The organism is Actinoplanes sp. L3-i22 (assembly GCF_019704555.1).
Taxonomy (GTDB): domain Bacteria; phylum Actinomycetota; class Actinomycetes; order Mycobacteriales; family Micromonosporaceae; genus Actinoplanes.
On the sequence record NZ_AP024745.1, the window covers coordinates 1,392,841 to 1,405,869 of the forward strand.

At 71.9% G+C, this 13,029-nt stretch carries 14 protein-coding genes; 12 read left to right on the forward strand and 2 right to left on the reverse strand.

Features of this window, described 5'->3' with window-relative positions; genetic code table 11:
* Positions 1-25 precede the first annotated feature (25 nt).
* The 5 genes from L3i22_RS06460 to L3i22_RS06480 all read left to right on the forward strand — a co-directional run bounded on the left by L3i22_RS06460 (position 26) and on the right by L3i22_RS06480 (position 3,666).
* Positions 26-523, forward strand: coding sequence for a hypothetical protein (locus L3i22_RS06460; RefSeq protein ID WP_221326071.1), 498 nt, complete (start codon positions 26-28; stop codon positions 521-523).
* A gap of 195 nt (positions 524-718) precedes the next feature.
* Positions 719-1,033 (forward strand): 50S ribosomal protein L21, encoded by a 315-nt coding sequence (gene rplU, locus L3i22_RS06465; protein ID WP_014688346.1) that lies wholly within the window; start codon positions 719-721, stop codon positions 1,031-1,033.
* A gap of 8 nt (positions 1,034-1,041) precedes the next feature.
* The gene (rpmA, locus tag L3i22_RS06470; protein WP_221326072.1) at positions 1,042-1,299 is read left to right on the forward strand and encodes a 50S ribosomal protein L27; all 258 of its coding nucleotides are present in this window, start codon (positions 1,042-1,044) and stop codon (positions 1,297-1,299) included.
* A 342-nt stretch (positions 1,300-1,641) separates the two neighbouring features.
* A complete protein-coding gene (gene obgE, locus L3i22_RS06475; RefSeq protein WP_221326073.1) occupies positions 1,642-3,159 on the forward strand; it encodes a GTPase ObgE in 1,518 nt (505 codons plus the stop codon).
* A gap of 57 nt (positions 3,160-3,216) precedes the next feature.
* A complete protein-coding gene (locus tag L3i22_RS06480) occupies positions 3,217-3,666 on the forward strand; it encodes a GNAT family N-acetyltransferase (protein ID WP_221326074.1) in 450 nt (149 codons plus the stop codon).
* Here the strand turns inward: L3i22_RS06480 and trpS are convergent.
* The gene (trpS, locus tag L3i22_RS06485) at positions 3,655-4,644 is read right to left on the reverse strand and encodes a tryptophan--tRNA ligase (protein WP_221326075.1); all 990 of its coding nucleotides are present in this window, start codon (positions 4,642-4,644) and stop codon (positions 3,655-3,657) included. The two genes, L3i22_RS06480 and trpS, sit on opposite strands and share 12 nt — an antisense overlap.
* A gap of 254 nt (positions 4,645-4,898) precedes the next feature.
* Between trpS and pepN the strand changes: the two genes are divergently transcribed.
* From pepN to L3i22_RS06520, 7 genes are read left to right on the forward strand one after another with little or no spacing between them, the layout of a single operon-like run.
* Positions 4,899-7,388 (forward strand): aminopeptidase N, encoded by a 2,490-nt coding sequence (pepN, locus tag L3i22_RS06490; RefSeq protein WP_221326076.1) that lies wholly within the window; start codon positions 4,899-4,901, stop codon positions 7,386-7,388.
* A gap of 55 nt (positions 7,389-7,443) precedes the next feature.
* Positions 7,444-8,946, forward strand: coding sequence for a PAS domain-containing sensor histidine kinase (locus tag L3i22_RS06495; protein WP_221326077.1), 1,503 nt, complete (start codon positions 7,444-7,446; stop codon positions 8,944-8,946).
* 20 nt (positions 8,947-8,966) lie between these two features.
* On the forward strand, positions 8,967-9,572 hold the full coding sequence (gene nadD / locus L3i22_RS06500; RefSeq protein WP_221326078.1) for a nicotinate-nucleotide adenylyltransferase: 606 nt from the start codon (positions 8,967-8,969) through the stop codon (positions 9,570-9,572).
* Positions 9,573-9,611: 39 nt separating this feature from the next.
* Complete coding sequence (gene rsfS / locus L3i22_RS06505; protein ID WP_221326079.1) at positions 9,612-10,016, forward strand: ribosome silencing factor; 405 nt, start codon at positions 9,612-9,614, stop codon at positions 10,014-10,016.
* A complete protein-coding gene (locus L3i22_RS06510; RefSeq protein WP_221326080.1) occupies positions 10,013-10,645 on the forward strand; it encodes a histidine phosphatase family protein in 633 nt (210 codons plus the stop codon). Before rsfS ends, L3i22_RS06510 begins: the two co-directional genes overlap by 4 nt.
* Positions 10,646-10,680: 35 nt before the next feature.
* Positions 10,681-11,100, forward strand: a complete 420-nt coding sequence (locus tag L3i22_RS06515) for a hypothetical protein (RefSeq protein WP_221326081.1) — start codon at positions 10,681-10,683, stop codon at positions 11,098-11,100.
* 34 nt (positions 11,101-11,134) lie between these two features.
* Complete coding sequence (locus L3i22_RS06520) at positions 11,135-11,983, forward strand: DegV family protein (protein ID WP_221326082.1); 849 nt, start codon at positions 11,135-11,137, stop codon at positions 11,981-11,983.
* Here L3i22_RS06520 and L3i22_RS06525 read toward each other — a convergent pair.
* Positions 11,980-13,023 carry a hypothetical protein gene (locus L3i22_RS06525; protein ID WP_221326083.1) on the reverse strand — a complete coding sequence of 348 codons (1,044 nt, stop codon included), beginning with the start codon at positions 13,021-13,023 and terminating at the stop codon, positions 11,980-11,982. The two genes, L3i22_RS06520 and L3i22_RS06525, sit on opposite strands and share 4 nt — an antisense overlap.
* Positions 13,024-13,029: the final 6 nt, after the last annotated feature.

Consider the following 13,029-nt stretch of genomic DNA (forward strand, 5'->3'; position numbering starts at 1 on the left):
GATCCCCGCCCCCCGAGGAGATCCCATGCGACGCCCCCTCGCGGCCGCTGCCGCGCTCACCTTCGCCCTGCTCGCCGCCGGCTGCTCCGGTGACGACCAGAAGACCACCGCCGACGCCGGCGCCCCGGTGGCCGCGGTCAGCCCCGCGGCCGTGGACCCGGTCGTGGCTGCCTCCGCCGACGCGGCGCTCTCCGCCGACACCCAGGCCATCTGCGCGCAGGCCGCGCGGACCAGCACCAACTTCGGCACGAACTTCGCCGCCGACTACGCGGCGCTGGTCGGGGCCGCCTCGCAGGGCGCCGAGGCCAAGGCCCGGGCGCAGGAGAAGGTCGACCGGACGGTGGCGGGGTACTCGTACGCGCTGGGCGACATGTCGAAGCTCACCGCCGACGCCAAGCTGAAGAAGGCGTTGACCGAGATGGGCACCCAGGTGACCACTCTCAAGGGTGATCTTTCGAAGATCGACGACAAAAAGCTCGCCGATCTGCACGCCACCCTGGATGCGGCCTGCGGAAAGAGTTAACCCCGTTTTGGTGTCGGCGCGCCGATGAAGTAGGCTTGCCGACGGCGCTTTTTCGGCGCCTGTCTCGTGCGCCCGACTAGGTCATTCACTGACTCGTTCGTCAATAAGTGGCTCAGCCGGCCGCGCCGAGACCCCAGCAGTATCCGCCAAGCAGCTTATGTCTCGGCTGCGCAAGTCTCAGGGAGTCCGCGTCCTATGTACGCGATCGTCAAGACCGGCGGCAAGCAGTACAAGGTTGCCGAGGGCGACGTGATCGAGGTCGAGAAGCTCGTGGGCGAGCCCGGCGACGCTCTGACGCTCGCCGCGGTCCTCCTCGTCGACGGTGACAACCTGGTGACCGACGCGGCCAAGCTTGCCAACGTTACGGTGTCCGGCGAGATCGCCGAGCACACCAAGGGTCCGAAGATCCGGATCCACAAGTTCAAGAACAAGACGGGTTACCACAAGCGCCAGGGTCACCGCCAGCCGCTGACCCGCGTCAAGGTGACCGGCATCAAGAGCGGGAAGTAGGCGGCGACATGGCTCATAAAAAGGGTGCATCAAGCTCGCGCAACGGCCGTGACTCCGCTGCTCAGCGGCTCGGCGTGAAGCGCTTCGGTGGCCAGCTGGTCAACTCTGGCGAGATCCTGATCCGCCAGCGGGGCACCAAGTTCCACCCGGGCGACCTGGTCGGCCGCGGTGGCGACGACACGCTGTTCGCGCTGGCCGCGGGCAACGTGCTGTTCGGCACCAAGCGGGGCCGCAAGACCGTCAACATCGTGCCGGTCGCGGAGTAATACTGCCGGAGCGGGCCGCGGACCTCTTGGGGTCCACGGCCCGCTTTTGTTTGTACGCCCCGGCACCAGCCGGGGCCGTCACGCCCCGGTACCAGCCGGGGCCGCTAGGCCCGGCACCAGCCGGGGCCGCCGTGCGGGGAACAGCGGCACGCCGGCCGGCGTTGGGTCAGCCGGGAACAAACGCCCAGCCGACATGGCATGGCCGTGGCTGGTTGTCAGGGGTGTCTCAGCACACGCGAGGCACCGCTGAGAGCCAGCCGAGGAGCCCGGCGGTGGGCGATGCCCAGCCCCGGGCGGCCGCCAGCGGTAGCAGGAACATGAAGCGTTACAGGGAGTTGAGTCGTGACCACGTTCGTCGACCGGGTCGTGCTGCACCTGCAGGCAGGTGACGGCGGGCACGGCTGTGCCTCCGTTCTCCGGGAGAAGTTCAAGCCGCTCGGCGGTCCGGACGGTGGCGACGGCGGGCACGGCGGCAGCATCACGCTGGTCGTCGACCCGCAGCAGCACACCCTGCTGGACTTCCACTTCCACCCGCACGTCAAGGCGACCAACGGCGCCGGTGGCGCCGGCGCGAACCGGGACGGGGCGAACGGCAAGGGCCTGGTCCTGAAGGTGCCGGACGGCACGGTCGTGATGACCGCCGACGGCGAGGTGCTGGCCGACATGGTCGGCGCCGGGACCGAGTTCGAGGTGGCCCGCGGTGGCCGTGGCGGCCGGGGCAACCGGGCGCTGGCCAACGCCCGCCGCAAGGTGCCGGGCTTCGCCGAGCTGGGCGAGCCGGGCGACGCGCTGGACGCGGTGCTCGAGCTGAAGAGCGTCGCCGACGTCGGCCTGGTCGGCTTCCCGTCGGCCGGCAAGTCGTCGCTGATCTCGGTGCTCTCCGCGGCCAAGCCGAAGATCGCCGACTACCCGTTCACCACCCTGGTGCCGAACCTGGGCGTCGTGCAGGCCGGCGAGGAGACGTTCGTCATCGCCGACGTGCCCGGGCTGATCCCCGGCGCGGCCACCGGCAAGGGCCTGGGCATGCAGTTCCTCCGGCACATCGAGCGCACCTCGGTGCTGGTCCACGTGCTGGACGCGGCGACCCCGGAGATCGACCGGGACCCGCTGGCGGACCTGGACGCGATCGAGGCCGAGCTGAGCGCCTACGGCGGCCTGGAGGACCGGCCCCGGATGGTGGTGCTCAACAAGATCGACATCCCGGACGGCCGGGACCTCGCCGACATCGTCCGCCCCGACCTGGAGGCCCGCGGCTTCCAGGTGTTCGAGGTGAGCGCGGTGACCCGGGAGGGGCTCAAGGAGTTCAACTACGCGCTGGCCGCGGTCGTCGCGCAGACCCGGGCCGCGAAGCCGGTCGAGGAGCCGACCCGGGTCGTGATCCGCCCGCGCGCGGTCGACGACACCGGCTTCACCATCGAGCAGGACGCCGAGGGCGTCTTCGTGATCCGCGGCACCCAGGTCGAGCGCTGGATCAAGCAGACGAACTTCGACAACGACGAGGCGATCGGCTACCTGGGCGACCGGCTGGAGCGGCTCGGCGTCGAGGACAAGCTCGGCAAGCTGGGCGCCAAGTCCGGCGACCCGGTCCGGATCGGCACCCGCGAGTTCGACTGGCACCCGAACGCCGGCGAGTTCATCTCCGGCCCGCGCGGCACCGATGCCCGGCTGGAGGAGCTGGACCACCGCCCCTCGGCGTCGGTGCGGCTCGCGGCCCGCAAGGCCCGCCGGGTCCGCAGCGAGGACGAGGTCATGCACATGTCCTCGGACGGCACCGTCACCAGCGTCACCAACTCGAAACTCCCGGTGCTGGTCACCGAGCTGGACGAGGACGATGACGACGAGGACGACACCGGCGAATAGGGCATAGGCCAGTTCTACGTAATCCGCCGGAAAGGGTCGTCACCTAGAGTCACCCTCGTGCAGATCGAATCGCGTCCCGCCCTGGACCCCGAACTCGCCGCTCTCGTGACTGCTCAGCAGCGCGAACTGGCCGAGGCCGGAGCCGGCCCGGGCAAGATATTCGAACCGCACGACGACGTGGAGTACCTGATCGGTGTGGTGAACAGCCGGGCGGTCGCGTGCGCGGCCTGGCGGGCCCTCGACGAGGGCGTCGCCGAGCTGATGCGCATGTACGTCCGCCCGGCGCACCGCGGTCGCGGCCTCGCCCGGCAGCTGATCGTCGCGGTCGAGGAGGAGGCGCTTGCCGTCGGCCGCCCGGTCATCCGGCTGGAGACCGGGACGTACCTGCCGTCGGCGATCGCGCTCTACCAGTCCTCGGGCTACCGGCAGATCCCGGCCTTCGGCGGATATCGGGGCAACCCGACCAGCATCTGCTTCGAGAAGAAGCTGCCGGCGTTAGTTCAGTAGGCCGATCGCCTCCCGGGCGCGGCGCACCGTGGCGGCCGCGGTCGGGCGGACCTTCTCGGCGCCGGCCGCGAGCACCGCCCGTACCGAATCGGGGTTTGCCGAAAGCTCGGCGTGCCGCGCGCGGATCGGCGTGAGCACCGCCTCGATCGCGTCCGTGACCTCGCGTTTCAGCGTGGCGTAGGAGGTCGTGTCGGACGGCGGCCGGCCGGTCAGCTCGGCCAGGATGTCGACCAGGTTGGTCACGCCCGGCTGGTTGTCCCGGTCGCGGCGGACCAGCCCGACCTGGTCGGTGGCGGCCCGCGCGACGGTGCGGCGGATCACCTCGGGCGGGTCCAGCAGTCGGATCTGCCCGGTTCCGGTGCTCTTGCCCATCTTCCGGGTGGGCTCGGCGAGGTCCATGATCCGCGCGGCGGAGTCCGGCCGGACGCCCTCGGGCACCGTGAACGTGTCGCCGTACTTCGTGTTGAACCTGATGGCGAGCGTGCGGGCGAGCTCGAGATGCTGGTTCTGGTCCTCGCCGACCGGCACCTGGGTGGTGTCGTAGAGCAGGATGTCGGCGGCCATCAGCACCGGATAGGTGAGCAGGCTGAGCCGGATCGGGCCGCCGGCCGCGGACTTCTCCTTGAACTGGATCATCCGGGCCGCCTCGCCGTGCGCGGCCACGCACTCCAGCAGGTAGTGCAGCTCGGTGTGCTCGCGGACCTGGGACTGGACGACGATCGGGGTGCGCTCCGGGTCGACCCCCGCGGCGAGCATCACGGTGGCCTGCTCGAGGGTGTGACGGCGTACCGAAGCGGGGTCGTGGTCCATGGTCATCGCGTGCAGGTCGGCGATCAGCGCGATGGACTCCGCGGCGTCCTGCGCCGCGATCAACGGGCGCAGCGCGCCCAGCAGGTTGCCGAGATGCAGCCGTCCGGTCGGCTGAAAACCGGTGAGGCGGCGGGTCCGGGTGGCTGCGGCGGTCACGGTGGTCGTCATGCGAGGTCTCCGATTGCTGAGGTACGGAGACCGCCCCGCCCCCGGAGCCCACCCGTGAAACGAGACACGGCCGCCCGGGTGGGGGCGGCCGTGGATGAGTCAGTAGCGCGTGGGAGTTGGCCGCCCGATCAGGGCTGCCACCAGTTGTTCCGGCTCACGCGCATGCCCCGAAATTAGCGCGCCGCCCACCCGCCCGCAAGAGATCGTCGACGTGGCTTCGCGGCGTGCCAGCGGTTACCGGCATGATTGTCGTCATGCCGACCCTGACCCGCGCCGAGGCCGCCGACCGGGCGTCCCTCGTCGACGTCGAGAGCTACCACGTCGACCTGGACCTCACCGGGTCCGGGGACACGTTCCGCGCCCGTACCGTGGCCGTGTTCCGCGCCCGGACCGGCGCCTCGACGTTCCTCGAGTTCGAGCCGGTGGAGACCGCCTCGATCACGCTCAACGGCCGGCCCGTGCCGCCGTCCGCGGTGGCCGGCGGGCGGCTCGCGCTCGACGGCCTGGCCGAGGAGAACGAGCTGGTCGTCGACGCGACCATGGGGTACTCGAACAACGGCGAGGGTCTGCACCGCTACACCGATCCGGCGGACGGCGCGGTCTACCTCTACCAGCACCTGTTCATCAACAACGGCGGCCGGGTGCTGCCCTGCTTCGACCAGCCGGACCTGAAGGCCTCGTTCCGGGTGAGCGTGACCGCCCCGGCCGAGTGGATCGTCGCCACCAACGGGCAGCTGGTCTCCTCGGCCGGCGGGCGCTGGGAGTTCGCGCCCACCCAGCGCATCTCGACGTACCTGGCCAGCCTGATCGCCGGCCCCTGGCACGTGCGCACCGACGAGCACGACGGCATCCCGCTGGCGCTCTACATCCGGGCCACGCTCGCCGCGCAGCTGGACGCGCAGGCCCCGGAGATCTTCGAGATCACCAAGCAGTGCCTGGACCGGTTCCACGAGATGTTCGAGATCCGCTACCCGTTCGGGCACTACCAGCAGGCGTTCGCCCCGGAGTTCAACTTCGGCGCGATGGAGTACCCGGGCCTGGTGGTGTTCCGCGACGAGTTCGTGCCCCGCTCGACGATCACCGAGACCGAGCGCGAGCACCGGGCCAACGTGATCGCCCACGAGATGGCCCACCAGTGGTTCGGCGACCTGGTCACCATGGCCTGGTGGGACGACCTGTGGCTGAACGAGTCGTTCGCGGAGTACCTGGGCGCCCGGGTGGCCGCCGAGGCGACCCGGTTCACCGGCACCTGGACCACGTTCGCGCTGCACCGCAAGGCCTGGGGGCTGCGCGCCGACCAGCGCCCGTCCACGCACCCGGTGGCCCCGTCCGACGTGGCCGACACCGACGACGCGCTGATGAACTTCGACGGCATCTCGTACGCCAAGGGCGCCTCGGTGCTCAAGCAGCTGGTCGCCTGGCTCGGCGACGACCCGTTCCGGGCCGCGCTGAACGCGCACTTCGAGGCGCACGCGTACGGCAACGCCACGCTCGCCGACCTGCTCGGCGCGTTCTCCAAGGCGAGCGGCCGGGACCTGTCCGGCTGGGCCGAGGTGTGGCTGCGCCGCGCCCAGGTGAACACGCTGCGGCTCGACGTGCGGCGCGACGGTGACGTGTACCGCGAGGTGGCGGTCGTGCAGACCGCGCCGGAGCGGTTCCCGACGCTGCGCCCGCACCGGATCGGGATCGGGCTCTACGACCACCTGGACGGCGTCGTGACCCGGCGCGACCTGATCGAGATCGAGCTGGACGCGACCGGGCGGACCGTGCTGCCCGAGCTGGCCGGGGTCCGGGCGGCCGACCTGCTGCTGCTCAACGACGGCGACCTGGCGTACGCGAAGATCCGCCTCGACGACGCCTCGGCCGCCGCCGTCCCGCTGCTGCTGCCGCTGATCACCGACTCGCTGGCCCGCGCGGTGCTCTGGGCGTCGGCCCTGGACGCCGTGGTGGACGGCGAGCGCCCGGTCGCCGAGCTGGTCACCCTGGTGCTCACCGCGCTGCCCGCGGAGACCGAGACGGTGATCGTGGAGGACGTGCTGCGCGCCACCCGGAGCCTGGTCGACCGCTACGCCGCCGCGGAGACCCGGCCGGCCGCGCTGGAGCTGATCGCGCAGGCCACCGACCGGCTGCTCGCCGCCGCCCCGGCCGGCGGCTCCCGGCAGCTGATCGCGGCCCGCGGGCTGATCGGCGCGACCGTCGACACCGCCCGGCTCGGCCGCTGGCTGACCGGCGAGGACGTGCCGGCCGGCCTGGTCGTCGACGCCGACCTGCGCTGGCTGATCCTCTACCGGCTGGCGGTGCTCGGGGTGGCCGGCGTGGCCGCGATCGAGGCGGAGGTGGCCGCGGACCGGACCGCCACCGGCGAGCAGTGGGCCGCCCGGTGCCGGGCCGCGCTGCCCGACCCGGCGGCCAAGGCGGCCGCGTGGGCGGCGATCGTCGGCGACGTGTCGCTCTCCAACCGGCTGGTCGAGCTCACCGCGAGCGGGTTCTGGCAGCCCGAGCAGCGGGAGCTGCTGGAGCCGTACGTGGCCCGGTATTTTGCCGAGATGCCGGAGATGATGCGGGTCCGGTCCGGGATGAGTGCGGAGAAGACGCTTGTCGCGGCGTACCCCGCGGTGCTGGTCTCGGAGCGGGCCCGGGAGCTCGCCGCCGAGCTGCTCGGACAGCCGGATCTGAACCCGCTGCTGCGCCGGGTGGTCGAGGATCACGACGACGACATGCGGCACGCGTTGCACGCCTCCTGACTTTTCCGGTTTTATCCGGAAGGAACCCGTAACCTGTGGCTACGGGGGTGAATGCGTGGAATGGTCCGCTGAACTTTCCAGCGGCCTGCTGCAGGCCGCACCGGACGCGATCCTGGTCCTCGACGACACACGGATCGTGCTGGTCAACGACCGCGCCGGGCAGATGTACGGCTGGCCGGGCACCGAGCTCGTCGGCCAGTCGATCGACGTACTGCTGACCGCGGAGTCCCGGGCGATATTGCCGGAACGGCGCCGGGTGATCGGGTCGGCCGGTCCCGGCTCGATCGGGACGGTGATGACCAGCGCCCGCCGCCGCGACGGCACCGAGTTCCCGATCGAGTCGTCCACCACGATCGTCGAGACGCCGCAGGGCCGTCTCGCGGTCGCGGTGGTCCGCGACCTGACCGACCGGCTCCGGGCCGAGGACGAGAAGGCCAAGCTCCGGGCCGAGACCCAGCTCCACCGCAGCCAGCGGCTGGAGAGCCTGGGCCAGCTGGCCGGTGGCATCGCGCACGACTTCAACAACATGCTCGGCGTGATCCTGAACTACGCGAACTTCGTGATCGAGGAGGCCGAGACCCCGGCACCGGACCTCAAGGCGATCATCGCGGACGCCCAGCAGGTGGTCCGGGCCGGCACCCGCGGCACCGACCTCACCCATCAGCTGCTCGCCTTCGCCCGCCGCGAGGTGGTCCGGCCCCAGCCGATCGATCTGAACGCGCGGATCGGCGAGCTGGAGGCGAACCTCCGCGAGTCGCTGGGCGGGAGCATCACGCTGATCTTCCGGCCCGGCCCGGATCTGCCCTCGGTCACCTTCGACCCGGGCCAGATCGAGCAGGTGCTGGTCAGCCTGACGAAGAACGCCCGGGACGCGATGCCGTCCGGCGGCAACCTGGTGATCGACACGCACCGGCTGGACGACCAGGTCCGGCTGCGGGTCTGCGACTCCGGCGACGGCATGACCCCGGACGTGCTGGACCGGGCCTTCGACCCGTTCTTCACCACCAAGCCCAAGGGCGAGGCCACCGGTCTCGGCCTGGCCACCGTGTACGGCGTGGTCAACCAGGCCGGCGGCGAGGTCGGCCTGGCCAGCGAGCCGGGCCTGGGCACCACCGTGACCGTGCTGCTGCCGGCCGGCGAGGAGGCGGTGCACCAGGAGGACGAGGGCACGCCGGCCGCCACCGCCGGGCACGGCGAGACGGTCCTGGTCGCCGAGGACGAGGACGCGCTGCGCGACGTGGCCGGCCGGATCCTGACCGGCGCCGGCTACCGGGTGATCACCGCGGACTGCGGCACGAACGCGCTGGAGGTGGCCGCCGGGCACAGTGGGCAGATCGACCTGCTGCTCAGCGACGTGGTGATGCCCGGGATGCTGGGCAAGGAGCTGGCCGAGCGGCTGACCGGGGCGCGGCCGTCGACCCGGGTGCTCTACATGTCCGGTTACGCGCAGCCGGTGCTGGCCTCGCAGGGGACCCTGGACCCGGGCGTGGAGCTGCTGGAGAAGCCGTTCACGGCCAATGACCTGCTGACCGCGGTACGGAAACGGCTCGACGGCTGAGCCCCCGCTATTCTGCTGCGATGTCTGGCAGGCGCATCGGGATCATGGGTGGGACGTTCGACCCCATCCACCACGGCCACCTGGTCGCGGCGAGCGAGGTGCAGTCCCGCTTCCAGCTGGACGAGGTGATGTTCGTCCCGACCGGGCAGCCGTACGAGAAGGGCCGGGTCTCGCCGGCCGAGGACCGTTACCTGATGACGGTCATCGCCACCGCGTCCAACCCGCGCTTCCACGTCAGTCGCGCGGACCTGGACCGGGACGGGCCCACCTACACCGTCGACACGCTCCGGGACATGCGGGCCGTCTACGGCCAGTCCGCCGAGCTGTACTTCATCACCGGCGCCGACGCCCTGTCCCGGATCATGTCCTGGCGGGACGCCCTGACCATGCTCGGTCTGGCGCACTTCATCGGGGTGACCCGGCCGGGCTTCGAGCTCTCCGCGGCGAACCTGCCGGCCGACAGCGTGACGCTGGTCGAGGTCCCGGCGATGGCGATCTCCTCCAGCGACTGCCGGCGGCGGGTCGCCGGCGGTCTCCCGGTGTGGTACCTGGTGCCGGACGGTGTCGTGCAATACATCAACAAGCGGGGGCTGTATCGGGACTCGGGGATTGTCGGACCCGCGTGAGAGACTTGAGCCCAGCTGAAGCCGACCGAGGGGACTCTTTTGACGATTAACGAGCGCGCCTACGAACTGGCGATGGCGGCCGCACAGGCCGCTGCCGACAAGAAGGCGCAGGACATCTCCGTCATCGACGTGGGCGACCAGATCGCGATCACCGACGCCTTCGTCATCGCCTCGGCCTCCAACGAGCGCCAGGTGGTCTCGATCGTCGACGCCATCGAGGAAGCTCTGGTCAACCTGCCGGAGAAGGCGAAGCCGGTGCGGCGCGAGGGCGAGCGGCAGGGCCGCTGGGTCCTGCTGGACTACGTCGACATCGTGGTCCACGTCCAGCACGCCGAGGAGCGCGAGTTCTACGCCCTCGACAAGCTGTGGAAGGACTGCCCGATCGTCCCGTTCGTCGACCGCGATCTGGCCGACGCGGGCGCGGCGGCCGCCGACGCTTCGTGACCACCCGCCTCATCGTCTGGCGGCACGGCAACACCGACTGGAACGCGGGAACGCGGGTCCAGGGGCAGACCGACGTGCCGCTGAACGACCTCGGCCGCCGGCAGGCCGCCGAGGCGGCGGCGTTGCTGGCCGGGCTGCGGCCGGACGCGATCGTCGCCAGTGACCTGAGCCGGGCCGCCGACACCGCGGCCGCGCTGGCCGCGCTCACCGGGCTGCCCGTCAGCCACGACGAGCGGCTGCGTGAGCGGTCCTTCGGCGCCTGGCAGGGCCTGACCACCGCCGAGGTGGCGGCCCGCCGGCCCGCCGAGTTCGCCCGCTGGCGAGCCGGTGCGGACGTCGTCGGTGGCGACGTGGAAACCCTCGACGACCTGGGCAAACGGGTGTGCGACGGGCTGCAGGACGCGGCTCGGCGGGCGCCCGGGGGCCTGGTCGTGGTGGCCACCCACGGCGGCGCCGCCCGGCAGGGCATCGGGCACCTGCTCGGCTGGCCCGGCGAGCCCGTGCGCACCCTGCGCGGCCTGCGGAACTGCCACTGGGCCGAGCTGACCGACGACGACGCCCGCGGGTGGCAGTTGGAGTCGTACAACGTGGGGGTCGCCGCCGAGCGGCCGATCCCGCCCGCAGTCTGACGGAACCGACCAGCGCCCGGGAGCGTCCAACCGCCATGATCCGTCGAACCGTCCTACCCACCGCCCTGTTCCTGCTGCTCGTCGCGGGTTGTGCGAACTCGCAGGACACCGGGTCGACCTCGGCCGGCTCGGCGCCCTCGGCCGCGGTGTCGCCGTCCGCGCTCCCCGAGGCCACGTCGTCGTCCGCTCTTCCGGGGGTCACCAAGCCCGGAAAGCCGGCGGCCGGCAGCAGCACCACGATCACCGGCACGATCGCCTCCGGTGTCGAGCCGAACTGCGTGCTCCTGAACGAGCCCGCCGGCGGCACCCACCTGCTCGTCTTCGCCGACCCGGCGCTGCGCTCCGCGGCCACTCCGGGCAGCAAGGTGCAGGTCACCGGCGTCCCGCAGCCCGGCATGATGTCCACCTGCCAGCAGGGTGAGCCGTTCCTGGTGTCCTCGGTCACACCGGGCTGATCACGGACGGGCCCGCCATCAGTAGAGTTCGTGCATGACCATCGCGGTCGTCACCGATTCCACCGCCTATCTGCCCGCCGAGCTCAGCGGGCGGTATGAGCTGACCATCGTGCCGCTCACCGTCGTGATCAACGGCTGGGACGGTCTCGAGGGCCTGGAGATCTCCCCGGCCGAGGTGGCCCGGGCGCTCGGCGGCCGCCGCTCCTCGGTCAGCACCTCCCGGCCCGCCCCGTCCCAGTTCGTCGACGTCTACCGCCGCCTGCTCGACAACGGGGCGGACGGCGTCGTCTCGGTGCACCTGTCCGCCAAGCTGTCCGGCACCTTCGAGGCCGCCCAGCTGGCGGCCGCCGAGATCGGCCCGCTGGTCCAGGTGGTCGACAGCGGCACCGCGGCGATGGGCCTGGGCTTCCCGGCACTCGCCGCCGCGGCGGCGGCCGATCAAGGTCAAGATCTTGCTTCGGTACGGCGGGTGGCCGCCGACCACGCGCAACGCGTCAGCACCCTCTTCTACGTCGACACGCTGGAGTTCCTGCGCCGCGGCGGCCGGATCGGAGCGGCGTCCGCACTGCTCGGCACCGCCCTCTCGGTCAAGCCGATCCTGCACGTGGTGGACGGCGCCGTCGTGGTGCGCGACAAGGTGCGGACGGCCGGGCGGGCACTGAGCCGCCTCGTCGACCTCGCCGTGGAAGCGGCCGGGCCCGGCGAGGCCGACATCGCGGTGCACCACCTCGGGACCCCGGAGCGGGCCACCGCGCTGGTGGACGCGATCACCATGCGCCTCGGCGACCGGCTGCGGGACTGCTACCTCACCGAGGTGGGGGCGGTGGTGGCGGCACACACCGGGCCGGGGCTGGCCGGGGTGATCGTGCACCGGCGCGACTAGCCGGGCCAGCTCTCCGCTCGCCAGCGCTCCGGACCCGTCCCGTCGGCCCGGGTCAGCTCCAGATCGGTCCACGGGACGACCCGGCCCTCGCCCAGCAGCACCTCGTCGGCGGCCGGCAGCAGGATCGGGGCGTCCCGCGGCCACAACGCCTGGGTGCGCCAGCCCTCCTCGTCCGAGCCGGTCAGCCGCAGCCCGGCGGCGTCCGGCAGCTCGGCGGCCTGCCGGTTGTACTCCTCGACGGCCAGGATCCGCTCGGCCCGGGCCACCGCGTGATGCAGCGGGTGGCCGGGCGGCGCGGGGTAGGGGATCGTGCGGCCGGCCTGGTCACCGACGTACGCCATCGGGGTCAGCGACCGCGACGACTTCGCGTAGATCTCCTCCGCGCGCACGAACAACGCCGGCAACAGGTCCGCGTCGTCGGCGGCGACCAGCAACGTCCCACGCTCCGGGGCGAACGCGACCGGACGGCCGCCGACCTGCCCGGCGAGCCGGTCCAGCCACCCCGGAAGCAGCAGGTGCGAGGTCCAGTAGGCGTCCCCGTCGTCGACGAACCGCACCACCACCGGCCGGTCCGCCGGACTGCCGTGCAGCACCGCCCCGGGCAGGTTGGCCCGGGCGGCGTCGAACAGCTGCTCGGCGGTGACCTGCCAGGACGTGAGTTGCGCCGGGGTCACGTACGTCATGGTGTCGGGATGATCGACCACCACGAACTCGGCGAGGAACGGCAGGGCCGGGCGGCGCAGCGGCGCACCCGGCGTGCCGCCCCGGAGAATCGGCCGCAGCATCGGCGCGGCCTTCGCCCAATCCTCCGGAAGATTTCCGGTACGAAGGATGCCGTTCAGGTATTCGCGCAGCTCACGCCGCTTGCGGCCGAGTAGCGGACCGAGCGGCAGGATGATCGGCTCGTCCTCGCCGGGGCGGGTGAACCGGACCTCGAACGCCGCCGAGTGATACCGCGCGCCGGTGCCGCCCGCGCGGCGCAGACGCCGAAGGACCCGGCTGGCCAGCCGGGCGCGGGCGACCCTGTGGAACAGCCCCACAACGCT

Coding starts and splice junctions, on each gene's coding strand:
- pepN (WP_221326076.1), top strand. CDS start 4,899: ATGCCGACCCTGACCCGCGCCGAGGCCGCCGACCGGGCGTCCCTCGTC.
- L3i22_RS06515 (WP_221326081.1), top strand. CDS start 10,681: ATGATCCGTCGAACCGTCCTACCCACCGCCCTGTTCCTGCTGCTCGTC.
- trpS (WP_221326075.1), bottom strand. CDS start 4,644: ATGACGACCACCGTGACCGCCGCAGCCACCCGGACCCGCCGCCTCACC.
- L3i22_RS06520 (WP_221326082.1), top strand. CDS start 11,135: ATGACCATCGCGGTCGTCACCGATTCCACCGCCTATCTGCCCGCCGAG.
- rpmA (WP_221326072.1), top strand. CDS start 1,042: ATGGCTCATAAAAAGGGTGCATCAAGCTCGCGCAACGGCCGTGACTCC.
- L3i22_RS06460 (WP_221326071.1), top strand. CDS start 26: ATGCGACGCCCCCTCGCGGCCGCTGCCGCGCTCACCTTCGCCCTGCTC.
- rplU (WP_014688346.1), top strand. CDS start 719: ATGTACGCGATCGTCAAGACCGGCGGCAAGCAGTACAAGGTTGCCGAG.
- nadD (WP_221326078.1), top strand. CDS start 8,967: ATGTCTGGCAGGCGCATCGGGATCATGGGTGGGACGTTCGACCCCATC.